This window comes from Pantoea sp. sgz302252, assembly GCF_042610525.1.
Lineage (GTDB): Bacteria > Pseudomonadota > Gammaproteobacteria > Enterobacterales > Enterobacteriaceae > Erwinia.
On record NZ_JBHDVM010000013.1, the window covers coordinates 106,593 to 129,399 of the forward strand.

A 22,807-nucleotide genomic window follows, 5' to 3' on the forward strand; every position below is an offset into this window, starting at 1 on the left:
GGTTACTGTATAGTCCGCTTTTTTTACGGAGGAATCATGCTGACCAACTCATCCATTCGTCTCAATAAATACATTAGCGAGAGCGGTATCTGTTCTCGTCGCGATGCCGATCGCTACATCGAACAGGGAAATGTTTTTATTAACGGCAAGCGGGCCGCCGTAGGCGCGCAGGTGTTTGCTGGCGACGTGGTGAAAGTGAACGGTCAGCTTATTGAGCCGCGTGACGAGGAAGATCTGGTGTTTATCGCGCTGAATAAACCGGTCGGTATCATCACCACCATGGAAGAAGGCGAGCGGGATAACATCAGCGATTTCGTCAACCACAGCAAACGCGTTTTCCCTATAGGGCGGCTGGATAAAGATTCCCAGGGACTGATCTTTCTGACCAACCACGGCGACCTGGTGAATAAAATCCTGCGCGCCGGAAATAACCACGAGAAAGAGTACGTGGTTACGGTAAACAAACCGGTGACGGATGAGTTTATCGAAGGGATGAGCGCCGGTGTGCCGATGCTGGGCACGGTGACGCTGAAGTGCAAGGTACAGAGAGAAGCGCCTTTTGTTTTCCGTATTACGCTGGTGCAGGGGCTTAATCGCCAGATCCGCCGCATGTGCAAGCACTTCGGCTACGAGGTGACTAAACTGGAGCGCACGCGCATTATGAACGTCAGTCTGAAAGGGCTGCCGCTGGGCGAATGGCGCGATCTTACCGATGACGAGCTGGTAGAGCTGTTTAAGCTGATCGAGGACTCTTCTTCAGAAGCTAAGCCCACGAAAAAGGCGCAGCCTAAAGCGAAGCCCGCCGCCGCGAAGAAACCGGCGGGCGGCGGCGTGAAAAGCGGTGATAAAGGCGGCAAAGACGGGGCGAAAACGCCGGGCAATCTGGCTTCCCGCAAGCGCTTTACCCAGCCAGGCCGCAAGAAAAAAGGCCGCTAGGGCATGGTGGTTCCGGCCGGTTCCAGCGGGCCGTCCGGATCGGCAGGCAGTACGATATAAACGCCTTCAAATACCGCGCCGCACTCTTCATTGCCAAACAGTTCCACTTCCAGCTGCACGCGCGCTTTGCGGCCGCGCGCCAGCCTGTCCAGATCGCCGCTCAGCGAGCCTAAATCCGCTACCGCACCGGGTTTGCCGCTGATTGGATGGCTGTAGCGGATATGCGCATCCGCCAGGATAATGGTGCCGCCCAGGTGCCGCTCGCGCAGCAGCAGCCAGATTAATCCCCAGCCGGTCAGCGTCGCCAGCGAAAACAGGCTGCCCGCAAACAGCGTATGGTGAGGGTTCTGGTTGCCGGTCTCCGGCATGGTGGTAATAAATTTTTGCCCGGTGTACTGCAGAATGCGTACGCCCATTTTCTCGCTTAGCGGAATATGCTCGTACCAGGCCTGCTGCAGTTGCCCGCACCAGTCGGCGCGATGCAGGATATCGTCCAGCGTAACCACCGGCTTAATCATCAAATAGTGACGCACCGGCGTGGTTTGCGGCGCGGTAATCTCGCCCTGATTGACGTAGCCCAGCTTGGCAAAAAACTCGACGGCATCTTCGCGGGCGCTACAGACCACGCGTTTGGCTCCTTCCTGCCTCGCCACGGATTCCAGCGTCATCGCCACCAGCGTACCCAGGCCTTTGCCCTGTACGGAAGGATGCACGGCCAGAAAGCGGATTGCCGCCTCGTTATCCGCATTGATGTAGAGCCGGCCAACCGCGACCGGCCTGTTGTTTTCATCAACCACCATTTGGTGGTGCGCCAGCGCATCCCAGGCATCTCTTTCGGATCCCATCGGCTGACGCAGCGGCTTGCGCAGCATTTCCCAGCGGAACTGATAGTAGGTATCCAGCTCTTCTGCGGTTTCAGGTACACGGAGATGATACATAAAATGGTTCTCTCTTTCCGGGCCGACCGGTCTTTCCGACCTTTTCATACCTGGAGCCAGAAGGTCACAGGCCCGTCGTTGACCAGCGCAACCTGCATATCCGCCGCAAAGCGGCCCGTTTCGGCAACGATGCCTTTTTCGCGGCAGCAGCCGACAAAGTGGTTATAAAGCCGCTCGGCTTCTTCAGGCGCCGCGCCAGCCGAAAAGCCCGGACGCATCCCTTTTTGCGTATCGGCCGCCAGCGTAAACTGCGAGACCACCAGCACGCTGCCGCCTGCCTGCTGCACGTTGAGGTTCATTTTGCCGTTTTCATCGCTGAAAATGCGGTAGCCCAGCACGCGATCGCACAGCCGCTGCGCCTTTTGCTCGTCGTCGCCTTTTTCTACGCCTAATAAGATTAGCAATCCGGGGCCGATTTCACCCACCGTCTCGCTGGCTACCGTCACGCTGGCGCTCAGCGCTCGTTGAATTAAGGCAATCATGCTCTTCCTTTTCTTCTTCTTGTTTAAGCTGGCGGTAGTCGCCGAGGGTGGCGGTGATTTCCGCACCCAGCAGGACAATACACCATGTCCAGTAAACCCAGAGAAACAGAATAGGGATCACCGCCAGTACGCCGTAAATCAGCTGGTATGAAGGGAACATCGTAACATAGAGCGCGAACCCTTTTTTGCCCAGTTCAAACAGCAGTCCGGCGACCAGTGCGCCGACCAGCGCATCTTTGCCCGGCACCTGCCGCGTCGGCACTATGCTGTAAAGCAGCCAGAAGCTCAGCCATGACAGCAGCAGCGGGAAGACGCGCAGCCCGTAGTCGATCAGCCCGCTGACGCCGCTGACTGAAGCCCAGCGTAGCGACAGCAGATAAGAGCTGATCGCCAGGCTCGCCCCTGCCAGCAGCGGGCCAAGCGTCAGGATCATCCAGTAGACCGCAAAAGAGTAAACCATCGGTCTTTTTCGCTTGCTGCGCCAGATAACATTCAGCGCGCTGTCGATGGAGTACATCAGCAGTAGCGCAGTGACGACCAGGCCACAGGCGCCCACCGCCGTCATTTTATTGACGTTGGCGACAAACTGCTCCAGATAGCTCTGGATCACCGTGCCGGACGCTGGCACAAAGTTTTCAAAAATAAAGAGTTTAAGCTGCCGACTGATATCGTTAAAGGCCGGAAAAGCGGCGAAAAGCGCAAAAACCACCGCGATAAGCGGCACCAGCGACAGCAGCGAGACGTAGGCAAGATGGCCCGCCAGAATGGTCATGCCATCTTCGTCGATACGCTGCCAGAGCAGCTTTATCCAGCGCCAGGTGGCCCTTGAACGATGTTTAATCAGCCGCATTGGCGAAGAAGGCCGGAATAGTGGTGGCATCAAAAACCTGCACGCTTTGAATACCCAGCGCCTGCGCCGCCTCGATATTTTCCTGATTGTCGTCGAAGAAAGTAGCCTGGTCGGCGCTGAACCCTTCTTCGCTCAGCACCTGCTGGAAGATCCTCGCCTCCGGCTTGCGCATGCCCATTTCCTGCGAGAGATAAAGCTTATCCGCTGCGCTTTGTACCTCGGGATACTGTGAGGGCCAGAAACGCTGGTGCAGGCGGTTAGTGTTCGAAAGGATTACCACGCGATCGCCGCGCGCGCGCAGCGTATTCATAATGCGGATCGTATCCGTTCTTACGCCTACAAAGACAGCCTGCCAGCCTGCGGTGAATTGTTCAAAGCTCAGCGCCAGCCCCAGCTCGTCGCATAGCTGTTCGGCGAAGGCTTCATCGCTGATTTCTCCCCGTTCGTGGCGCTCAAAGCTCTCGCCCATGGTGAAGCGGCTTTGCAGCGTGGCCAGCGGCACGCGCCCCAGATCGCTCCAGACGCCCAGAACCCGGTTGAAATCAATATCAACAATGACGTTACCTAAATCAAAGATATACAGCATGGTCATCTCCATTTGTTCCGGCAAGGTACTCACTCTAGCGGTAAAAAGGACGACTGAACAGGTGGTGCTTAAACATCTGGATAAAAGCTCGCAAATTATAAAGTGCAGCGTAGGGAACAGCGGCCTACGGTTCGAAAAGACTTATAAACTCTGCCGCATCGTCTTATGATGCGCTATTGCCGGAACAAGGAGTGGCTATGATTAATGAACTGAAGATCGAGGGCTTTAAATCGCTGCACTCATTAAAGCTGGATCTGGGCAGAATTAACTGTTTTATTGGGGCTAACGGCGCCGGGAAAAGCAATATTCTTGAGGCGCTGGGCGTGCTTAGCGCTGCGGCAAGCGGCACTGTAGATGACGAATCCCTGATGCGCAGAGGCGTCAGACCCGGCCTTCCCCGTCTCTATAAATCTTCTTTTTCCTCTTCACGTACGCCTGCTCATATTGGTCTTTCCGCAATAAGCGATCAAAGTGCTTCCTATCGTATTTCACTGTTGAATCCACTCGAAAAGCCGGAACCGCTCTGGTCATACAAAACAGAGGTGCTTGCCGATGACGTCAGTGAAATTATTTCTTCCGGCGTAAGAAAAAAAGTCGATTTAGACCCAACGGCGGGTTTAGCCGCTCTTAAAATGATTGAGCTGGCTCGCGACAACCCTGCCCGAATGATGATGGAAAAGCTTCAACAGTTCGCTATTTACGCGCCGAATACGCCTACGCTAAGAAGCCTTGTGCCGGATACTCAGCCACGTTCTCCGGTAGGTTTATCTGGCGGCCTTGTCTCTGAGGGCTTCGCCGAGTTGAAAAAAACTGTTCTGGATAAAGACGAATCGCTTGCAAATGATATCTACGATCTTATCGACTGGATAAGCGATATTACGACGACCTCGCAGACAGGCTCGCTACTCTCTCCTTCGGTCGGAAGAACCACAGAAAGTATTAAGTTTACCGACCGTTTTATGCAAACTTCACGCAACCAGCTTACAGCTTACGACGCCAGCGAAGGCGTACTCTATATTCTTTTTTGCGCGCTGCTTTGCCTTTCGCCGAAAGCCCCGTCCTGCTTCGCAGTCGATAATATTGATATGGCGTTGAATCCACGTCTGGCATCGGCCTTGATACAAAAAATGTCAAAATGGATTTTATCGCAAGCGCGCCAGCAAATTTTATTTACTTCGCATAATCCGGCAGTGCTTGATGGCCTGGACTTAGCAAACCCGCAGGTCCGGCTGTTTGCCGTGGAGCGAAACGCTTTTGGCCATACAGTCGTCAGAAGGGTGGAATTGACTGAAAGTATGAAAAAGCTCAACGAGCAATATCCACTTTCTCGCCTGTGGCTAATGGGTAATTTGGGAGCGCTGCCGCATGTCTAAACGTATTGCCGTAGCCTGTGAAGGACCCAGCGACTTTATTGTTATCGAAGCCGCGTTGAAAGCCGTCCTTAAGGTGCCTTTTGTGCTCAGCCGCTTGCCTGGCGAAGCGATTCTCGCGCAAACCGGCGGAGGCTGGGGCGGCGTGATAAAATGGTGCTATAGCATGGCGGAAATGGCGAAATCAGGCAATTTCACTCGTCTGGCCGACCTTCCCGGACTCGAAGGTTTTGATGCCGTGATTATTCATCTGGATGTCGATGTCGCCGGAATGCATTACCAACAGTGCGGCTCTGCTATCGCCGCGTTGGCAGGTCATGCAGGCTGGCTGGCTTTGCCTTGTCAGCAACCTACACTGACAGCGACAATTCTTTCTTTGCAACAGACAATCGCAAGCTGGATAGCGCCCGTCATACTTGCAGGCCCGATGAATCTTTTTTGTTTACCGGCGCAGGCAATGGAAGCCTGGCTGGCAGCGGCAGTACTGCCTCAGGGCCACGCTCTATTGAGTAATATAGAATTGACCCCCAACCTTTCTTCCAGATTCAAAGGGTTACCGGCAAAGCTCAAACTTACCAAAAGCAATGCCTGCTATCGTCAAAATGCTCACCTGGTTACCCGTAACTGGCAGGCCATACAGCTAATTTGCCCACAAGCGAAGGCTTTCAGCGCTGCTTGCCAGCAAATATAAAAAAACGCCCTCCGGTTTCCCGGAGAGCGTTTATCAGCTAAAAGCGACGAATTAAGCTTCTTTGCTGCCGCGTGAAGCGCGCTTACGGTCGTTTTCGGTCAGGTGACGTTTACGGATACGCACGGACAGCGGAGTTACTTCCACCAGCTCGTCGTCATCGATAAACTCAATCGCCTGCTCAAGCGTCATCTTGATTGCCGGAACCAGCGTGGTCGCTTCGTCAGTACCGGAAGCACGCATGTTGGTCAGCTTCTTACCGGTCAGACAGTTAACGGTCAGGTCGTTAGAACGGCTATGAATACCGATGATCTGGCCTTCATAAACTTCTGCGCCGTGACCCAGGAACAGCTTGCCGCGATCCTGCAGGCTGTACAGGGCGAAGGCTACCGCTTTACCCTGGCCGTTGGAGATCAGTACGCCGTTCTGGCGCTGGCCTACTTCGCCCGGACGAATGTCGTCGTAGTGGCTGAAGGTGGAGTACAGCAGACCGGTACCGGAAGTCATGGTCATGAATTCGTTACGGAAGCCGATCAGGCCACGGCTTGGGATAACGTAGTCAAGACGTACGCGACCTTTGCCATCCGGATCCATGTTTTTCATGTCCGCTTTACGTTCGCCCATCGCCTGCATCACGGCGCCCTGGTGCTGCTCTTCGATATCCAGAGTCACGTTCTCGAACGGCTCCTGCTTGCGGCCGTCAACTTCGCGGAAGATAACTTTCGGACGGGATACCGCCAGCTCGAAGCCTTCACGACGCATGTTTTCGATCAGTACGGACAGGTGCAGCTCACCACGGCCGGATACGCGGAACGCATCGGCGTCTTCCGTTTCTTCTACGCGCAGCGCTACGTTGTGCACCAGCTCTTTGCGCAGACGATCCAGAATCTGACGAGAAGTAACGAACTTACCTTCTTTACCGCAGAACGGTGAGGTATTGACGTTGAAGAACATGGTTACGGTAGGCTCATCTACGCTCAGCGCTGGCAGCGCCTGCACGTTCTGCGGATCGCAGATGGTGTCGGAGATGTTCAGCTCGCCCAGACCGGTGATAGCGATGATATCGCCCGCTTCCGCTTCGGTCGCGTCGATACGCTCCAGACCCAGGTGAGTCAGCACTTTGCCCACTTTACCGTTACGGGTTTTGCCTTCGCTATCAACGATAGTAACCTGCTGGTTCGGCTTCACTTTACCGCGTTTGATGCGGCCGATACCGATAACGCCAACGTAGTTGTTGTAGTCCAGCTGGGAAATCTGCATCTGCAGCGGCGCTTCTACCTCAACCTGCGGAGGAGAAACGTGCTTAACGATAGCTTCGTACAGCGGAGTCATGTCTTCCGCCATATCGGTGTGGTCAAGACCAGCGATACCGTTCAGGGCAGAAGCATAGATAATTGGGAAGTCCAGCTGTTCGTCGGTAGCGTCCAGGTTAACGAACAGGTCGAATACCTGATCCACAACCCAGTCAGGACGCGCGCCCGGACGGTCAACCTTGTTGATGACCACGATCGGCTTCAGACCATTAGCGAAGGCTTTTTTGGTCACGAAGCGGGTTTGCGGCATAGGGCCATCCATTGCATCCACAACCAGCAGCACCGAGTCGACCATTGACATCACGCGCTCTACCTCGCCGCCGAAGTCGGCGTGTCCCGGGGTATCCACGATGTTGATACGGTAGTCGTTCCATTTAATGGCGGTGTTTTTTGCGAGGATGGTAATCCCACGCTCTTTCTCCAAATCGTTGGAGTCCATTACGCGTTCGGCCGCTTCGGTACGGGCGTCAAAAGTCCCGGACTGCTGCAGCAATTTGTCAACCAGGGTAGTTTTACCATGGTCAACGTGGGCAATAATGGCGATGTTACGCAAATTTTCGATCACAGCTTTGCCTCAGGCATTAGAAATAGCGCGCTATTGTACACGGATTAATCGAAGAGCTGAACAGGATCACAGTTTTCAATTAAAGATAACTTTCGGGATTGCTTTAAGGGCCGTTTTCGGTGCAAAAATTGCCCGTTACCGTCAAAATGCACCATAATTGTGCACAACCCGCATGCAAAAGCACCACAATGGTGCGCGACTTCCATCGTGGTGCAGCTCCCGTTTCACGAGAGGGCGCATCATAGCGCTTTTTTCGTCAATTAAGAAAGTTGGCATAGTTTTCGCTTTAATCTTATCAAGCGAAAAACGCCCGTTTCCACAACGGTAGCTTGTCAGAGAACGTAATTATCGGTCGGCTGGGCGAGATAATCAAAGCGCGCCGCGAAAGTTCTCTAACCGACGACCATGACAAAATCCAGGAGAGTTAAGTATGTCCGCTGAACACGTTCTGTCGATGATGAACGAGCATGAAGTCAAATTTGTTGACCTGCGCTTCACTGACACTAAGGGTAAAGAGCAGCACGTTACCATTCCTGCTCACCAGGTTAACGCTGACTTCTTCGAAGAAGGCAAAATGTTTGATGGCTCCTCCATCGGCGGCTGGAAAGGCATCAACGAGTCCGACATGGTGCTGATGCCTGACGCGACGACCGCTGTCCTGGATCCGTTCTTTGAAGATTCTACCCTGATTATCCGTTGTGACATTCTTGAGCCAGGCACCATGCAGGGCTACGACCGCGATCCGCGCTCCATTGCCAAGCGCGCAGAAGATTTCCTGCGTTCTTCCGGCATCGCGGATACCGTGCTGTTCGGGCCAGAGCCAGAATTCTTCCTGTTTGACGACGTGCGTTTCGGCGCCACCACTTCCGGTTCTCACGTAGCTATCGACGATATCGAAGCGGCATGGAACACCGGTAAAGAGTACGAAGGCGGCAACAAAGGCCATCGTCCAGGTCTGAAAGGCGGCTACTTCCCGGTACCACCGGTCGATTCTTCTCAGGATATCCGTTCTGCAATGTGCCTGACCATGGAGCAGATGGGCCTGGTAGTTGAAGCCCATCACCACGAAGTGGCAACGGCTGGTCAGAATGAAGTGGCAACCCGCTTCAACACCATGACCAAGAAAGCGGACGAAATTCAGATCTACAAATACGTTGTGCACAACGTAGCGCACGCTTTCGGTAAAACTGCGACCTTTATGCCAAAACCAATTTTTGGCGATAACGGCTCCGGCATGCACTGCCATATGTCTCTGTCTAAAGGCGGCACCAACCTGTTCGCTGGCGACAAATACGGCGGCCTGTCTGAAACTGCCCTGTTCTACATCGGCGGCGTTATCAAGCACGCTAAAGCGATCAACGCCCTGTCTAACCCGACCACCAACTCCTACAAGCGTCTGGTTCCGGGTTACGAAGCACCTGTTATGCTGGCCTACTCTGCCCGTAACCGTTCCGCTTCTATCCGTATTCCAGTGGTTGCCAGCCCGAAAGCGCGTCGTATCGAAGCCCGCTTCCCGGATCCAGCCGCTAACCCATACCTGTGCTTCGCAGCGCTGCTGATGGCTGGCCTGGACGGCATCATCAATAAAATCCATCCTGGCGACGCGATGGACAAAAACCTGTACGACCTGCCGCCGGAAGAAGAAGCTGAGATTCCAAAAGTAGCAGGCTCGCTGGAAGAAGCGCTGATCGCGCTGAGCGAAGACCGTGAGTTCCTGACCCGCGGCGGCGTATTCACCGAAGACGCTATCGATGCTTACATTGAGCTGCGCAAGTCCGAAATGGACCGCGTTCGCATGACGCCGCATCCGGTAGAGTTCGAACTTTATTACAGCGTTTAATTTTTAAATCCGGCGCCTCTGTGTTGCGCAAAAGCGGCTACCGGATTCCGATGAATACGGGAGCCGCAGCGTAACCAGCGCCGGAGGTTTTGTTGCCGTGGAAACTTCAGCCCATCTCCGGATGGGCTTTTTTCGCCGCGAATTCAGGGTTTGGCAGGACGAATTCCGGGTTTTCTGATTATAATGCACTAAAATGGTGCAGGAGAACGCTGTTATGGCAACAGGCATGCAGCCCGATGCCGGGCAGATCCTCAACTCGCTGATTAACAGTATTCTGCTGGTGGACAGCGAACTGGTGGTGCATTACGCCAATCCCGCCGCCCAGCAGCTGCTGGCGCAAAGCTCACGCAAGCTCTTCGGCACGCCGCTGCCGGATTTAATGGGTTATTTTTCGCTGAATATCGAAGTAATGCGCGAGAGCCTCGATGCCGGCCAGGGTTTTACCGATAGCGAGGTCACGCTGGTGGTCGATAGCCGGGCGCATATTATGTCGCTAACGGCGCAGCGGCTTCCCGATGGATTGATCCTGCTGGAAATGGCGCCAATGGATAACCAGCGCCGTCTTAGCCAGGAGCAGATCCAGCACGCTCAGCAGGTTGCCGCGCGTGATTTAGTTCGTGGACTGGCGCACGAGATTAAAAACCCTCTGGGCGGTTTACGCGGCGCGGCGCAGCTACTGGCCAAAGCCTTGCCCGATCCTTCCCTGACCGAGTACACCAAAGTCATTATTGAACAGGCCGATCGCCTGCGTAATCTGGTGGATCGCCTGCTTGGCCCGCAACAGCCCGGCATGCACGTAACTCAAAGCATTCATCAGGTAGCCGAACGCGTAGTGAATCTGGTGACGATGGAGCTGCCGGACAACGTCAGGCTGGTGCGGGATTACGATCCCAGCCTGCCGGAGCTGCCGCACGACCCGGATCAGATTGAACAGGTTTTGCTGAACGTAGTTCGCAATGCGCTACAGGCGCTGGGCGAGAAAGGCGGCGAGATCACGCTGCGCACCCGCACGGCGTTTCAGCTCACGCTGCACGGCGTCCGCTATCGTCTGGTGGCCCGTATTGATATTGAAGATAACGGCCCCGGCATACCGGCTCAGCTACAGGACACGCTGTTTTACCCCATGGTAAGCGGACGCGAAGGCGGCACCGGCTTAGGCCTGTCCATCGCCCGCAGCCTGATCGATCAGCATTCCGGGAAAATAGAATTTAACAGTTGGCCCGGCCATACCGAATTTTCCGTTTATTTGCCTATTCGCCAGTGAGGTTTCTATGCAACGAGGGATAGTCTGGATCGTCGATGACGATAGCTCCATCCGCTGGGTGCTTGAACGCGCGCTTACTGGAGCCGGTTTAACCTGCGCCACTTTTGACGGCGCTAACGAGGTGCTGGACGCCCTGGCGACCAAAACCCCCGATGTTTTGCTTTCCGATATTCGCATGCCGGGTATGGACGGGCTGGCGCTGCTGAAGCAGATCAAGCAGCGCCATCCGATGCTGCCGGTGATTATTATGACCGCGCATTCCGATCTGGATGCCGCCGTCAGCGCTTACCAGCAGGGCGCTTTCGACTATCTGCCCAAGCCTTTCGATATTGATGAGGCCGTGGCGCTGGTGGAACGCGCCATCAGCCACTATCAGGAGCAGCAGCAGCCACGCAACCAGCCGGTCAGCGGGCCAACCACCGATATCATCGGCGAAGCGCCAGCGATGCAGGATGTATTCCGCATTATTGGCCGTCTTTCCCGCTCTTCGATTAGCGTGTTGATCAACGGCGAGTCGGGCACGGGTAAAGAATTGGTGGCCCATGCGCTGCACCGCCACAGCCCGCGCGCGAAAGCGCCTTTTATCGCGCTGAATATGGCGGCGATCCCCAAAGACCTGATCGAGTCGGAGCTTTTCGGCCATGAGAAAGGCGCTTTTACCGGCGCAAATCAGATCCGTCAGGGCCGTTTCGAGCAGGCCGACGGCGGCACGCTGTTCCTGGATGAAATTGGCGATATGCCGCTGGATGTGCAGACGCGTCTGTTGCGCGTGCTGGCCGATGGGCAGTTTTACCGCGTCGGCGGCTATGCGCCGGTTAAGGTAGACGTCAGGATTATCGCCGCCACGCACCAGAACCTGGAGCTGCGCGTCCAGGAAGGCAAGTTCCGCGAAGATTTATTCCATCGCCTGAACGTTATTCGCGTGCATTTGCCGCCGCTGCGTGAACGCCGTGAGGATATTCCTCGTCTGGCGCGCTATTTCTTACAGGTTGCGGCTCGCGAGCTGGGCGTGGAAGCGAAGATCCTTCATCCGGAAACCGAAACGGCGCTGACCCGCCTGCACTGGTCGGGTAACGTACGCCAGCTGGAGAATACCTGCCGCTGGCTGACAGTGATGGCCGCAGGCCAGGAAGTGCTGATTCAGGATCTGCCGCCGGAGCTGTTTGAAACCGCTACGCCGGAAAGCCCGACGCAGTCACTGCCCGATAGCTGGGCGACGCTGCTGGCGCAATGGGCCGATCGGGCACTGCGCTCCGGTCATCAAAACCTGCTTTCGGAGGCGCAGCCGGAGATGGAGCGTACGCTGCTGTCTACCGCCCTGCGCCACACGCAGGGGCATAAACAGGAAGCGGCACGGCTGCTGGGCTGGGGAAGAAACACCTTAACCCGCAAACTGAAAGAGCTGGGGATGGAGTAAATCAAAGGGCGCGTAAAAAACGAGCATTTTTTATGCACTGTTGTCTTTACATGTTGATGCCAGTCAGTATCATTTTGAACCGTTATCGGGAGGAATGATTATGCTGGAATCGTTAATCCATCTTGTGACACAGTATGCGCAAACGGGAGCGGCACATCCGCCGCAAACGGCTATCGCCGCCGTGCTGTGCGCCGTGATGCTGAATTTCTTTAGCTGACGGGTTCAGACAAAAAAAGCCGGAAGCTCTGCTGTTTCCGGCTTTTTTATGGCGGCAAAAAGGACTTTTAGATCACCCTTGAAAACTGCTGCAAACGCGCCTTCTGACGCAGATAGCGATCGAAGCACATACAGATATTCCTGACCAGCAAACGGCCCTTAGCCGTGACCTGAAGGCCCTTCTCGCTGCGTTCCACCAGCCCATCCGCCACCAGAGGTTCCAACAGTGCCAAATCCTCAGCAAAATAGTCGGTAAAGCTACCATCGGGCGGCTGAAAATCGGCGAAGTTTAAGGAGAAATTACACATCAGCGTCTTGATGACTTCGCGGCGCAGGATATCATCAGCCGACAATATTATGCCGCGCCACAGCGCCGTTCCCTGCGCGGCAACGGCAGCATACCAGCTCTTTAGCTCTTTCTGGTTTTGCGCATAGCTGTCACCAATGGTGCTGATGGCGGAAACGCCTAATCCCAGCAGATCGTTCTCGCCCTGCGTGGTGTAGCCCTGGAAGTTACGATGCAGCCTGCCTTCGCGTTGGGCAACGGCGAGTTCATCTTCCGGCCTGGCGAAATGGTCCATACCGATAAACTGATAGCCTGCCGCCATCAGCATAGCTATCGACTGCTGCAGAATAACCAGCTTTTGTTCGGCATTTGGCAGATCTGCCTCTTTGATTTTCCGCTGCGCGGCGAAGTGCGCTGGCATATGCGCATAGTTGAAGACGCTGAGCCGGTCGGGATTTAGCGCTATAACCTTGCGGAGAGTAAAAGCAAAGCTTTCCGGCGTCTGCTTCGGTAAGCCATAAATTAAATCCAGGTTAACCGACCAGAAGCCTGCCAGCCTGGCGCGTTCAATCAGCTCGACTATGGTCTGCTCATCCTGCACGCGGTTAACTTTTTCCTGCACTTCTTTATTAAAATCCTGCACGCCCATGCTCAGGCGGGTAAAACCTTCAGCATAAAGGTGGTCGATAACCTCTGGTTCGATTTCGCGCGGGTCGATTTCAATGGAGAGTTCGGCCCGGGCGCTAAAGGTAAAATGCTGCCGCAGCAGCGCCATCAGCCCGGAGATTTGCGCTTTAGTCAGAAAAGTTGGCGTACCGCCGCCCCAGTGTAGCTGGGTTACGGTTCTGCCAGCGAAAAGCCTGCCGCGAGCGGCTATTTCCACGGCCAGCGCCTGCAAATAGTCGTCGGCTTTATGCTGATGGCGGGTAACGACTTTATTGCAGCCGCAGAAATAGCAAAGGCGATGACAGAAAGGAATATGGATATAGAGCGACAGCGGGCGATTGGGATAACGCTGGCTGGCCTGAATAAAGTCCGTTTCGCGGTAGTTTTCGCTGAACTCCAGCGCGGTGGGATAGGAAGTGTAACGGGGGCCGGAAATATTATATTTTTGCAGCAGGACGGCATCCCACTCAACTCTCTGCGTCACTCTGGTCTCTCCTGCGTTGGCGTCCGGGCGACGGCCTGCGCGTAAAGACGCGTGGGGGAAGCGGCGTTTTGCGCAGCCTGGTTTTCAGCCGGGACAGACGCCGTAGTTTAACCAACATCCAGAGCAGGCTGCAGAGCAGAATCAGCAGGTAAATTGATCCAGGCCAAATCATCGCCAGAGAAACCTTAAGAGACGGCGCCTGCCGGCGCCGTTCTGCCTGTCAGTCCGAAAAGCATCGACGGGATTACTTGCCGCCCTTAAGCAGGCGATACATATCCTCTTCAGCTTCTTCGTCTTCCACATCGTCATCCAGCGCGATGCCAAGCTGTTCCATCAGCACGTCGATGCGGTCAAGCGTTTGATCCAGCCATGCCTGATCTTCCGCCTTCAGGGTTTCGCCGTTTTCCAGCCTGTCCAGCAGCAGATCCAGCCGCTCGTCGTTTTCCAGCTTCGCCAGCTCTTCTTCCGGCGACAGGCGCGGCTTTTTCTCTTCGGCCGCTTTAACCGGTTTGGCTTTTTTCGCCGGTTGGGCGGCTGCCGCTGCCGCGCCCAGCGCTATCGGTTTTTTACTGCCGATACGCGGGTCTTTATCTTTAGCGCCTTCACCGCTTTTTTTCGACGTGGCAACAGGATTAGCGCGGCTGCCGGATGCGTGGCCGCGATGCTTTTTATCACGTTTGCGATCGCGCGCTTCGGTGTTGATTTCATCGCGCGTTTTACGCTTCGCTTTGGCCGCCGGTTTTTTCTGCGATTCGCGTGCAGGTTGCTTCATGGTTTCTGCTCTCAGACTATTTATCTTCAGTATAGAATTGCGGCGGAATCTAGCAGAAAGCAGACAAAGAAAAAAGGCGCCAGGTCACCCTGTCGCCTTTTTTCGCACCTTCCGCAGAAGGACTGACTAAGTCAGCATCCTTTTTGGCAGCCAACTTCCCGGTTTTCCCTTGCCATGCTGTCCTTCATGGACACAGTCCTTTCCCTTCAGATGAGCCGTTTCCCCGACACTTTCCTTCCCTGCTCAGCACCTTCCTGACGTCCCCCTGAGCGCTTCATCCTGAAGTAAGCCGTCCTGGCTCTGACAACAAATGTAGACTATATAGCGAAACTCACAAGGTAAGCGCCGGAAAAATTTTATTTTTATCTGGCCTTAAAAACTTAAGTAACTAACTTTATTAGAGTTAATGCCAGTTAAATAATTTAAATAAGGTAAACTTCTGGCAAAATTTGTAGCCGATCTCTTACAAAGCCAGCACCGCTTCGCGTCCAACAGGGCGCTTTTAATCCATACAGGGTATACTCTGCGCAATTGTTCTTATTATCTGGAGTTTTTATCTTGTCTGGCTGGAATTATCATTTAACCCACTTTGTCACCAGCGCGCCTGACATCCGCCATCTTCCAGCCGATACCGGCATTGAAGTGGCGTTCGCGGGCCGCTCTAATGCGGGCAAGTCCAGCGCGCTCAATACGCTCACCAATCAGAAAAGCCTGGCCCGTACCAGTAAAACCCCAGGACGAACGCAGCTGATTAACCTGTTCCAGGTTGCAGAGGGCTTCCGTCTGGTGGATTTGCCGGGTTACGGCTACGCAGAAGTGCCGGAAGAGATGAAGCTGAAGTGGCAGCGCTCGCTGGCGGAGTATTTGCAGATGCGTCACTGTCTGAAAGGACTGGTGGTGCTGATGGATATCCGTCATCCGCTGAAGGATTTGGATCGCCAGATGATTGAATGGGCAGTGCAGAGCGGCATTCAGGTGCTGGTGCTGCTGACCAAGGCGGATAAGCTGGCTTCCGGCGCGCGTAAAGCGCAGCTGAATCTGGTTCGCGAGGCGGCTAAAGGTTTTGTTGGCGATGTACAGGTAGAGGTATTTTCATCGCTGAAGAAAATGGGCGTTGATAAACTGCGCCTGAAGCTGGACAGCTGGTTCAGCGAGATCCCGCCAGCCACGGAAGAAGCGTAACGGCAGCCTGCACGACGCGCAATAAAAAACGCCCCAGTCATAACGACTGGGGCGGCTAATATTCAGCCAAATCCGATTACGTGAAGTAAAAGGTCTGAAAGATAGAACATCTTACCTCTGTACCCTACGTCTGCAACTCTACATGATTTTTTCAGGGCTCAAAAGGATTTTTTACCGCCTGGTTTCATAAAACTCCCCTTTTTATCCAATAGAGTTCACATAATAAAGCTTTTCAGGTAGCGAACCGGCTACAAAAATGTTTGAGGCATAAAGGGTTAGCCAGACTGAAACGCCAGCCGACGCCAGGCTACTTTTGTTTCACCCGGCGGGTTTAAAAGCTTGCGCCATCCGTGGCGCTGCGGGGAGAAATCAGTGCGCTTCGTCCCAGTTGTGCCCAACGCCGACATCGACGCGTAGCGGCACATCCAGCTGCATGCAGTTTTCCATCAGCTCGCGGATTTTTACCGTCGCTGCTTCAACTTCTGAAGTTTTGACTTCGAAGACCAGTTCATCGTGCACCTGCATGATCATCTTCACGTCCGGATCGGCCTGCGGCGTCAGCCAGCCGTCAACGGCAATCATGGCCCTTTTAATGATATCGGCCGCTGTGCCCTGCATAGGCGCGTTGATTGCCGCCCGCTCGGCCGCCTTACGGCGCATTGCGTTACTGGCTTTAATATCCGGCAGATAGAGCCGACGGCCATCCAGCGTGGAAACGTAGCCTTTTTCCGCCGCCTGCTGGCGCGTGTTTTCCATATACTGCAGCACGCCAGGATAGCGCTCGAAGTAAAGATCCATATATTTTCTTGCTTCATTGGCGCCGATATTGAGCTGGCGCGAGAGGCCGAAAGCGCTCATGCCGTAAATCAGGCCAAAGTTGATGGCTTTAGCGCTGCGGCGCTGCTCGCCCGTTACCTTATCCAGCGCCATGCCGAAGACTTCCGCCGCCGTAGCGCGGTGAATATCTTCTCCGGCGGAGAAAGCGCTTAGCAGCCCTTTATCCTGGGAGAGATGCGCCATAATGCGTAGCTCAATCTGCGAGTAGTCCGCTGCCAGGATTTGGTGACCTTTGGAAGCGATAAAGGCCTGACGGATACGGCGTCCTTCCTCATTGCGTACCGGGATGTTTTGCAAATTAGGATCGGTAGAAGAGAGGCGTCCTGTGGCCGTTACGGCCTGATGATAGGATGTGTGCACGCGACCGGATAAAGGGTTGATCATCATCGGCAGCTTGTCGGTATAGGTCGACTTCAGTTTGGAAAGACCGCGATGTTCAAGAATGACTTTTGGCAGCGGGTAATCCAGCGCCAGCTCGGCCAGCACCTCTTCGCTGGTTGATGGCGCGCCGCCCGGCGTTTTTTTGGTCGGCTTGATGCCCTGCTTTTCAAACAGAATAGTCTGCAGCTGTTTGGTTGAAGAGAGGTTGAAAGGCTCGCCAGCCAGCTCGTGCGCTTTTGTTTCCAGCTCTGCCAGCCGCGTGGTCAGCTCCTGGGAATGCTTAGCGAGAATAGCCTGATCGATCAGGACGCCATTACGCTCAATACGTGAGATCACCGTGACCAGCGGCATTTCGATATTCTCGAATACCTCTTTCGGCCCCTGCTCTTTTTCCAGCTCCGGCCACATCTTCAGGTGCAGCTGTAGCGTGACGTCTGCGTCTTCCGCCGCATAGTGCGCTGCCTGTTCAAGCGCGATCTGGTTGAACGTCAGCTGCTTTTTGCCTTTGCCGGCAATTTCTTCAAAGGTAACGGTTTTATGATTTAACCAGCGTGAAGCCAGCGTATCCATATCGTGCCTGCCCACTACGCTGTTCAGCGCGTAGGATTCCAGCATAGTGTCGAACTTGATACCGCGCAGCTGAATACCGTAGTTATCCAGCACGCCGCGATCGTATTTCAGGTTCTGCCCGACTTTTAGCAGGCTGTTGTCTTCCAGCAGCGGTTTCAGGCGCGCAAGCACCTCTTTACGATCGAGCTGCTCCGGCGCATCCAGATAGTCGTGGGCGACCGGCAGATAGGCGGCCTCGCCAGGCCCAGTAGCAAAGGCGATGCCGACAATATTGGCGCTGAGCGTATCCAGCGAATCGGTTTCCAGATCGAAGGCGAACAGTTCGCTGCTCTGCAATTTTTGTAGCCATTCCGCAAAGGTCGCTTCGTCGAGAATAGTCACGTAGCCATCTGCCGACAGAATACTGGTGGCCTCCGGCTGTGGCTCCGGCTGTTCGACCTGGGTTTTCTGTGCGGCGGCACCGCCTTTTTTCCCCTGTAGCCATTTGCCCTCTTCCAGATCGACGATCCAGCGTTTGAATTCGTAGCGGCGGAACAGCGCCAGCAGTTCGTCAACGACGGGCTCGTTGACCGTGAGTTCTTCACAGCTCTGCTCCAACGGCACGTCGGTTTTGATAGTCGCCAATTGGTAAGAGAGAAAAGCGACCTCTTTATTTTGCTCCAGCTTAGCCGCCATGGTTTTGGCACCACGGAATGAAAGCTCCGCCACTTTTTCCAGGTTTTCATAGATATCTTTAATACCGCCGAGACCCTGTAGCAGCGCCTGCGCCGTTTTTTCGCCAACGCCCGGCACGCCCGGAATATTGTCCGAGGAGTCGCCCATCAGCGCCAGAAAATCGATGATCAGCGAGGGCGGAATGCCATATTTTTCGACAACTTCATCCGGGCCGAGAATAGCGTTGTTCATGGTGTTGATCAGCGTGATATCCGGCGTGACCAGCTGCGCCATATCTTTATCGCCGGTGCTGATCAGCACAGGAATACCTTTTTTACCGGCTTCCAGCGCCAGCGTGCCGATAACATCGTCCGCCTCTACGCCGGATACCGCCAGCAGCGGCAGCCCCATTGCCCTGACCATATTATGCAGCGGTTCAATCTGCGCCCGCAGATCGTCCGGCATTGGCGGACGATGGGATTTATAGTGCTCGAAAAGCTCATCACGAAACGTTTTGCCTTTGGCATCGAAAACCACCGCTACATGGCTCGGTTTATATTGCAGCAGCAGGCTGCGCAGCATATTCAGCACGCCGTACATGGCGCCGGTAGGATCGCCAGCGCTATTAGTCAGCGGAGGAAACGCATGATATGCGCGATACAGATAAGAAGAGCCGTCGACTAAAATGAGCGGGTTTTCTGCAATTTGTGCCATGGGTTGTCACATTCCGGGTTAAATTCACAATAGGGTAAGGATGCCACAGCTATGCCGTAAATATGAAATCCCTGCGGATATTAAGCAGCATAACCTGGGCGTTTTGCGGCCTGCTTCGCTTTATCGGCCTGTGGATAAGTTTGTGCGTAAATTCTAAAGCAAATTAAAAACTTCGCTTGCTCGAAGCTAAATTTTTATCAAAACCATTAATTTTCATGCAGTTAAGATATTAAATTAGCCGGAGTTTCTCTCAGGCTTAGTTTTGATCGATGTGGATATCAGTTATGAAGTTTTTAGATCTTTAAAAAAGGATCGCGTTGGGAAGTTTTATTTCTGAGGGAGGAGGATCCTGGCGATCGACGCGGCAGGCTGTTGCCGCGTCGTCTTATCGCTTACTTCTGGCTCAGCAGAAACTTCACGACATTGGCATATTGCTGGGTGTAGTTATCCATTGAACTGGTATCCAGGCCGCCGTTGTTAACCATGTATTTGCCATTAACAAACATAGCAGGCACGCCGCGCAGTTCAACATCGACGGCCGCTTTTTCCTGCTGGGCTACCAGTGATTTCACAACAAAGCTGTTCCAGGCCGCATCATATTCTTCTGGCGTGATGCCCGCAGCTTTAACGAAAGCCTCTTTCAGGCTGGCCGGATCGGTGATGGTTTGCGTTTTCTGGATGCCTTCGAACAGCGGTTGAGTGACTTTATCTTCCACGCCCAGCGCCATGGCCACAGCCCACGCCTGAGTGACCACTTTACCCATATCGCCGCCCAGGAATTCCACGTGATATTTGCTGACTTTGGTACCGGCCGGCAGGTTTTTCCTTACGGCATCGCTGACGTGCCAGACGTTTTCGAATTCATAGCAGTGCGGACAGAAGAAAGAAAAGAACTCCAGAACCTGAGGTTCGCCGGTAACAGGTTTCTGTATCGTGACGTATTGCTGGCCATCGGTAAACTGGGCAGCAGAAGCGCTGAACGCCAGAAAAACACCAACCAGCGCGAATAAAATCTTTTTCATCTGGAAACTCTCTCCTGATAGCAAAATAAGCTGACCGGAAAAGGCGATCAGCCCTGGAATGCGGGCGTCAGCTGCAGCGGGGGCTCCTGCAACAACCGGGCCTGCTCGTTGAAAATAGCGATCTGTCTGCGCCAGAAATCTTCGTCCGTCATCCATGGAAAACTGGCCGGAAACGCGGGATCCTGCCAGCGGCGAACAATCCACGCCAGATAATAAACCATCCTCATGGCGCGTAAAGGTTCAATCAGTGACAATTCATGTGTATCGAATTCGCAGAATTCGCTATAGGCTTCCAGCAGAATATCCCACTGGATGCGCTGCTCCTGAATGTCACCGTTAACCAGCATCCACAAATCCTGTACGGCAGGGCCATTGCGGGCATCATCAAGATCGACAAATAGCGGGCCATCACGCCATAAAATATTACCGGGATGGCAATCGCCATGTAGCCGCAGCGGCCGCCACTGAGTATGCCAGCACTTTTGTAAAGTTGTGCTGAGCAGCTCGACGCTGGCCAATAAATCTTTTTTCAGCCTGGCTGGGATAAGATTGCTGGCTTCAAGAACCTGCTGCGGCTCATTGATATATTCCTGCAGGCCAAAAGTGGGACGAGCGGTAAAAGTTTTTTTGCGCCCTGTCTGGTGTATACGGCCCAGAAAGCGTCCAACCCATTCCAGATGATCATAGTTATCTGTTTCATACTGTCTTCCTCCGAGGCTGGGGAAAACGGTAAACCAATAGCCGTCATGCTGATGCAGCGTTTTCCCCTGTAGCGCCAGCGGCGCGGCAACGGGAACCTCATCAGCCAACAGTTCGGCAGTAAACTGATGTTCCTCTTCAATCTGCTGCGATGACCAGCGCTGCGGTCGGTAAAACTTTACGACATAACGTTTTTTGTCTTCATCTGAAAATTGATAGACCCGATTTTCATAGCTGTTCAGTGCGGTAAGGCCTGACTCTACGCGAATGCCCGTATCCCAGAGCGCATCAAGGATCGTATCGGGATTGAGGTTTTGAAAGTTAAAGGCGGGTTCGGTCATCCGGCATACTCATCGGTAATTTGCATAGGTTGAGGATACCATCAAACGCCAGTACGTCGGATGAACCGGTCTATTTAATCTTTAATTACACCACGCGCGCGAAGCAGCGCCGTCTTAAAATCTTCTTCATAGTCTTTTTTTAGCCCGGGGATTTGCTCATTTTTGTCGGTATCGCGTAGTTTAAGATGATAGATCAACACATCGTCGGTGAGTTCTTCCAGCGGCTGGGTAAAACCTGCTTCTTTCGCAATTTTCTGTAAAAATTGTACCAGATTCAGCTCGGGCTCCTGCTGCCAGGCTGGCTGCAGCAGCGAGATCAGTTCGTTCAGACGGTGGCAGTTCATTATCGGCTTCCTGTGAGATTGGGGTTTCGCTACGGTAGCAGGGTTAATCCCACAAAAAAAGAGGGTGTAAAGCTTATGGGTTTTTACGGCTCCGGTGCGGCTTCGGTGGCTGGCGTTATTCTTGCTGGCGGACGCGGCAGCCGGATGGGCGGAGAAGACAAAGGACTGGTGGCTTATGATGGTAAGCCGCTTTATCAGCACGTTCTGGAACGGCTTCAACCTCAGGTTGAGCATGTATATATCAGTGCGAACCGTAACCTGACGCTTTATCAACAAAGCGGCGTGCCGGTGATCATTGATACGCTGCCTGACTTCCCTGGACCTTTAGCAGGCATGCTGGCGGCGCTTCAGATGGTGGATAGCGAATGGCTGGCATTTGCCTCTTGTGATACGCCTGAACTCCCGCAAGATCTTGTACAGCGCCTGTGGCAGCAAAAAGGCGAAGCATCTGTCGTTTGGGCAGCAACGCCCGATCGCGATCATCCTACGCTGGCGCTGCTGCACCGCAGCATAGCAACAATGCTGGCTGATTTTCTGGCAAGAGGCGAACGTAAGGTCATGCTGTTTTTACAGCAGGCTGGTGGGCATGCAGTCCTGTTTGACGACGCTGAGGCTTTTCGCAATATCAATCGACCAGAAGATCTAACCAGGGAGAAGCGGTGACAGTACCTTTATTAGCGGTGGCCGCGCTAAGTGGCACAGGCAAGACTACTCTTCTGAAAAAGCTGATCCCGATTATGCACCGTAAAGGGATCCGCTGTGGATTAATCAAGCATACTCATCACGATATGGAGATAGATAAGCCCGGTAAGGATAGCTATGAGCTGCGCAAAGCCGGGGCGGATCAGGTACTGGTCGCCAGCCAGCAGCGCTGGGCGCTGATGACCGAAACGCCTGCACAGTCGCCCGATCTGGCTTATCTGGCCAGCAGGATGAATACAGAGTCGCTGGATTTAATTCTTATTGAAGGGTTTAAAGACGAGCCGGTCGCAAAAATCATGCTTTACCGGGAAGCGGCCGGAAAACCTTTTCCTGAGCAGCTGGACAAATACGTTATTGCCCTGGCCAGTGACAAGCCGCGCTCGCTGGGACTGTCTTGCTTACCGCTCGACGATGCGGAACGTATTGCGGAATTTATTGAGGCCTGGTTGCAGGAGCAGAAGCGTTAACGAAGATGCCTCTGAAAAAAGGTTTTTTGACTCTACTTTCGCATGTTTTTGCAGCAATAAAAAGTAGCGGATACAGTTTTACTTAGCCCAAACGCAAAAAACCCCGACCGTAAGGTCGGGGTTATGCAATTTGATGCCTGGCAGTTCCCTGGTCCCGCATCGGGATATTTTGCCGTCGCGCAGACGCAAAAAACCCCGGCCTTTCGGTCGGGGTTATCGCA

21 protein-coding genes are annotated in these 22,807 nt (G+C 54.0%); 10 read left to right on the top strand and 11 right to left on the bottom strand.

The window, feature by feature from the left end:
- The first annotated feature begins 36 nt into the window (after positions 1-36).
- Positions 37-936: a 23S rRNA pseudouridine(2604) synthase RluF gene (rluF, locus tag ACETPC_RS19910; protein ID WP_380184218.1), complete on the top strand. Its 900-nt coding sequence runs from the start codon at positions 37-39 to the stop codon at positions 934-936.
- Here the strand turns inward: rluF and fabY are convergent.
- From fabY to yihX, 4 genes are read right to left on the bottom strand one after another with little or no spacing between them, the layout of a single operon-like run.
- On the bottom strand, positions 933-1,874 hold the full coding sequence (gene fabY, locus ACETPC_RS19915) for a fatty acid biosynthesis protein FabY (RefSeq protein ID WP_380184239.1): 942 nt from the start codon (positions 1,872-1,874) through the stop codon (positions 933-935). The two genes, rluF and fabY, sit on opposite strands and share 4 nt — an antisense overlap.
- A 44-nt stretch (positions 1,875-1,918) precedes the next feature.
- Positions 1,919-2,356 (bottom strand): D-aminoacyl-tRNA deacylase, encoded by a 438-nt coding sequence (gene dtd, locus ACETPC_RS19920; protein ID WP_380184219.1) that lies wholly within the window; start codon positions 2,354-2,356, stop codon positions 1,919-1,921.
- A complete protein-coding gene (locus ACETPC_RS19925) occupies positions 2,292-3,206 on the bottom strand; it encodes a virulence factor BrkB family protein (RefSeq protein ID WP_380184240.1) in 915 nt (304 codons plus the stop codon). Before ACETPC_RS19925 ends, dtd begins: the two co-directional genes overlap by 65 nt.
- On the bottom strand, positions 3,193-3,792 hold the full coding sequence (yihX, locus tag ACETPC_RS19930; protein WP_380184220.1) for a glucose-1-phosphatase: 600 nt from the start codon (positions 3,790-3,792) through the stop codon (positions 3,193-3,195). The genes ACETPC_RS19925 and yihX overlap by 14 nt, the downstream gene beginning before the upstream one ends.
- Before the next feature lie 197 nt (positions 3,793-3,989).
- Between yihX and ACETPC_RS19935 the strand changes: the two genes are divergently transcribed.
- Positions 3,990-5,165 (top strand): AAA family ATPase, encoded by a 1,176-nt coding sequence (locus ACETPC_RS19935; RefSeq protein WP_380184221.1) that lies wholly within the window; start codon positions 3,990-3,992, stop codon positions 5,163-5,165.
- Positions 5,158-5,853 carry a hypothetical protein gene (locus ACETPC_RS19940; protein WP_380184222.1) on the top strand — a complete coding sequence of 232 codons (696 nt, stop codon included), beginning with the start codon at positions 5,158-5,160 and terminating at the stop codon, positions 5,851-5,853. Before ACETPC_RS19935 ends, ACETPC_RS19940 begins: the two co-directional genes overlap by 8 nt.
- A gap of 51 nt (positions 5,854-5,904) precedes the next feature.
- Here the strand turns inward: ACETPC_RS19940 and typA are convergent, their stop codons facing one another.
- Positions 5,905-7,728 carry a ribosome-dependent GTPase TypA gene (gene typA, locus ACETPC_RS19945; RefSeq protein ID WP_380184223.1) on the bottom strand — a complete coding sequence of 608 codons (1,824 nt, stop codon included), beginning with the start codon at positions 7,726-7,728 and terminating at the stop codon, positions 5,905-5,907.
- Positions 7,729-8,158: 430 nt separating this feature from the next.
- Here typA and glnA point away from each other — a divergent pair, with 430 nt between their 5' ends.
- From glnA to ACETPC_RS19965, 4 genes are all read left to right on the top strand, one after another.
- Complete coding sequence (glnA, locus tag ACETPC_RS19950; RefSeq protein WP_380184224.1) at positions 8,159-9,568, top strand: glutamate--ammonia ligase; 1,410 nt, start codon at positions 8,159-8,161, stop codon at positions 9,566-9,568.
- Positions 9,569-9,782: 214 nt separating this feature from the next.
- The gene (gene glnL / locus ACETPC_RS19955) at positions 9,783-10,832 is read left to right on the top strand and encodes a nitrogen regulation protein NR(II) (protein ID WP_380184225.1); all 1,050 of its coding nucleotides are present in this window, start codon (positions 9,783-9,785) and stop codon (positions 10,830-10,832) included.
- 7 nt (positions 10,833-10,839) lie between these two features.
- Positions 10,840-12,249, top strand: coding sequence for a nitrogen regulation protein NR(I) (gene glnG / locus ACETPC_RS19960; protein ID WP_380184226.1), 1,410 nt, complete (start codon positions 10,840-10,842; stop codon positions 12,247-12,249).
- A 100-nt stretch (positions 12,250-12,349) separates the two neighbouring features.
- The gene (locus ACETPC_RS19965) at positions 12,350-12,466 is read left to right on the top strand and encodes a YshB family small membrane protein (protein ID WP_380184227.1); all 117 of its coding nucleotides are present in this window, start codon (positions 12,350-12,352) and stop codon (positions 12,464-12,466) included.
- Positions 12,467-12,533: 67 nt separating this feature from the next.
- Here ACETPC_RS19965 and hemN read toward each other — a convergent pair whose 3' ends face one another.
- Together hemN and yihI are read right to left on the bottom strand one after the other, a co-directional pair.
- A complete protein-coding gene (gene hemN / locus ACETPC_RS19970) occupies positions 12,534-13,901 on the bottom strand; it encodes an oxygen-independent coproporphyrinogen III oxidase (RefSeq protein ID WP_380184228.1) in 1,368 nt (455 codons plus the stop codon).
- A gap of 244 nt (positions 13,902-14,145) precedes the next feature.
- Complete coding sequence (gene yihI / locus ACETPC_RS19975; protein WP_380184229.1) at positions 14,146-14,673, bottom strand: Der GTPase-activating protein YihI; 528 nt, start codon at positions 14,671-14,673, stop codon at positions 14,146-14,148.
- A gap of 558 nt (positions 14,674-15,231) precedes the next feature.
- On the opposite strand from yihI, the gene yihA reads away from it, so the two are divergent.
- On the top strand, positions 15,232-15,855 hold the full coding sequence (gene yihA, locus ACETPC_RS19980; protein WP_380184230.1) for a ribosome biogenesis GTP-binding protein YihA/YsxC: 624 nt from the start codon (positions 15,232-15,234) through the stop codon (positions 15,853-15,855).
- A 369-nt stretch (positions 15,856-16,224) separates the two neighbouring features.
- Here the strand turns inward: yihA and polA are convergent, their stop codons facing one another.
- The 4 genes from polA to ACETPC_RS20000 all read right to left on the bottom strand — a co-directional run bounded on the left by polA (position 16,225) and on the right by ACETPC_RS20000 (position 21,417).
- Complete coding sequence (polA, locus tag ACETPC_RS19985; RefSeq protein ID WP_380184231.1) at positions 16,225-19,011, bottom strand: DNA polymerase I; 2,787 nt, start codon at positions 19,009-19,011, stop codon at positions 16,225-16,227.
- 392 nt (positions 19,012-19,403) lie between these two features.
- Entirely contained in the window at positions 19,404-20,033 is a 630-nt protein-coding gene (gene dsbA / locus ACETPC_RS19990) for a thiol:disulfide interchange protein DsbA (RefSeq protein ID WP_380184232.1), read from the bottom strand.
- 47 nt (positions 20,034-20,080) lie between these two features.
- Positions 20,081-21,073, bottom strand: a complete 993-nt coding sequence (locus ACETPC_RS19995; RefSeq protein ID WP_380184233.1) for a serine/threonine protein kinase — start codon at positions 21,071-21,073, stop codon at positions 20,081-20,083.
- Between the two features lie 74 nt (positions 21,074-21,147).
- Entirely contained in the window at positions 21,148-21,417 is a 270-nt protein-coding gene (locus ACETPC_RS20000; protein WP_380184234.1) for a YihD family protein, read from the bottom strand.
- Positions 21,418-21,492: 75 nt separating this feature from the next.
- On the opposite strand from ACETPC_RS20000, the gene mobA reads away from it, so the two are divergent.
- Both mobA and mobB read left to right on the top strand, forming a co-directional pair.
- A complete protein-coding gene (mobA, locus tag ACETPC_RS20005; RefSeq protein WP_380184235.1) occupies positions 21,493-22,080 on the top strand; it encodes a molybdenum cofactor guanylyltransferase MobA in 588 nt (195 codons plus the stop codon).
- Complete coding sequence (mobB, locus tag ACETPC_RS20010; RefSeq protein WP_380184236.1) at positions 22,077-22,586, top strand: molybdopterin-guanine dinucleotide biosynthesis protein MobB; 510 nt, start codon at positions 22,077-22,079, stop codon at positions 22,584-22,586. Before mobA ends, mobB begins: the two co-directional genes overlap by 4 nt.
- Positions 22,587-22,807: the final 221 nt, after the last annotated feature.

Excerpts from the sequence above, each read along its gene's own strand:
- rluF (WP_380184218.1), top strand. The coding sequence starts at position 37 with ATGCTGACCAACTCATCCATTCGTCTCAATAAATACATTAGCGAGAGC.
- fabY (WP_380184239.1), bottom strand. The coding sequence starts at position 1,874 with ATGTATCATCTCCGTGTACCTGAAACCGCAGAAGAGCTGGATACCTAC.
- dtd (WP_380184219.1), bottom strand. The coding sequence starts at position 2,356 with ATGATTGCCTTAATTCAACGAGCGCTGAGCGCCAGCGTGACGGTAGCC.
- ACETPC_RS19925 (WP_380184240.1), bottom strand. The coding sequence starts at position 3,206 with ATGCGGCTGATTAAACATCGTTCAAGGGCCACCTGGCGCTGGATAAAG.
- yihX (WP_380184220.1), bottom strand. The coding sequence starts at position 3,792 with ATGCTGTATATCTTTGATTTAGGTAACGTCATTGTTGATATTGATTTC.
- ACETPC_RS19935 (WP_380184221.1), top strand. The coding sequence starts at position 3,990 with ATGATTAATGAACTGAAGATCGAGGGCTTTAAATCGCTGCACTCATTA.
- ACETPC_RS19940 (WP_380184222.1), top strand. The coding sequence starts at position 5,158 with ATGTCTAAACGTATTGCCGTAGCCTGTGAAGGACCCAGCGACTTTATT.
- glnA (WP_380184224.1), top strand. The coding sequence starts at position 8,159 with ATGTCCGCTGAACACGTTCTGTCGATGATGAACGAGCATGAAGTCAAA.
- glnL (WP_380184225.1), top strand. The coding sequence starts at position 9,783 with ATGGCAACAGGCATGCAGCCCGATGCCGGGCAGATCCTCAACTCGCTG.
- glnG (WP_380184226.1), top strand. The coding sequence starts at position 10,840 with ATGCAACGAGGGATAGTCTGGATCGTCGATGACGATAGCTCCATCCGC.
- ACETPC_RS19965 (WP_380184227.1), top strand. The coding sequence starts at position 12,350 with ATGCTGGAATCGTTAATCCATCTTGTGACACAGTATGCGCAAACGGGA.
- yihI (WP_380184229.1), bottom strand. The coding sequence starts at position 14,673 with ATGAAGCAACCTGCACGCGAATCGCAGAAAAAACCGGCGGCCAAAGCG.
- polA (WP_380184231.1), bottom strand. The coding sequence starts at position 19,011 with ATGGCACAAATTGCAGAAAACCCGCTCATTTTAGTCGACGGCTCTTCT.
- dsbA (WP_380184232.1), bottom strand. The coding sequence starts at position 20,033 with ATGAAAAAGATTTTATTCGCGCTGGTTGGTGTTTTTCTGGCGTTCAGC.
- ACETPC_RS19995 (WP_380184233.1), bottom strand. The coding sequence starts at position 21,073 with ATGACCGAACCCGCCTTTAACTTTCAAAACCTCAATCCCGATACGATC.
- ACETPC_RS20000 (WP_380184234.1), bottom strand. The coding sequence starts at position 21,417 with ATGAACTGCCACCGTCTGAACGAACTGATCTCGCTGCTGCAGCCAGCC.
- mobA (WP_380184235.1), top strand. The coding sequence starts at position 21,493 with ATGGGTTTTTACGGCTCCGGTGCGGCTTCGGTGGCTGGCGTTATTCTT.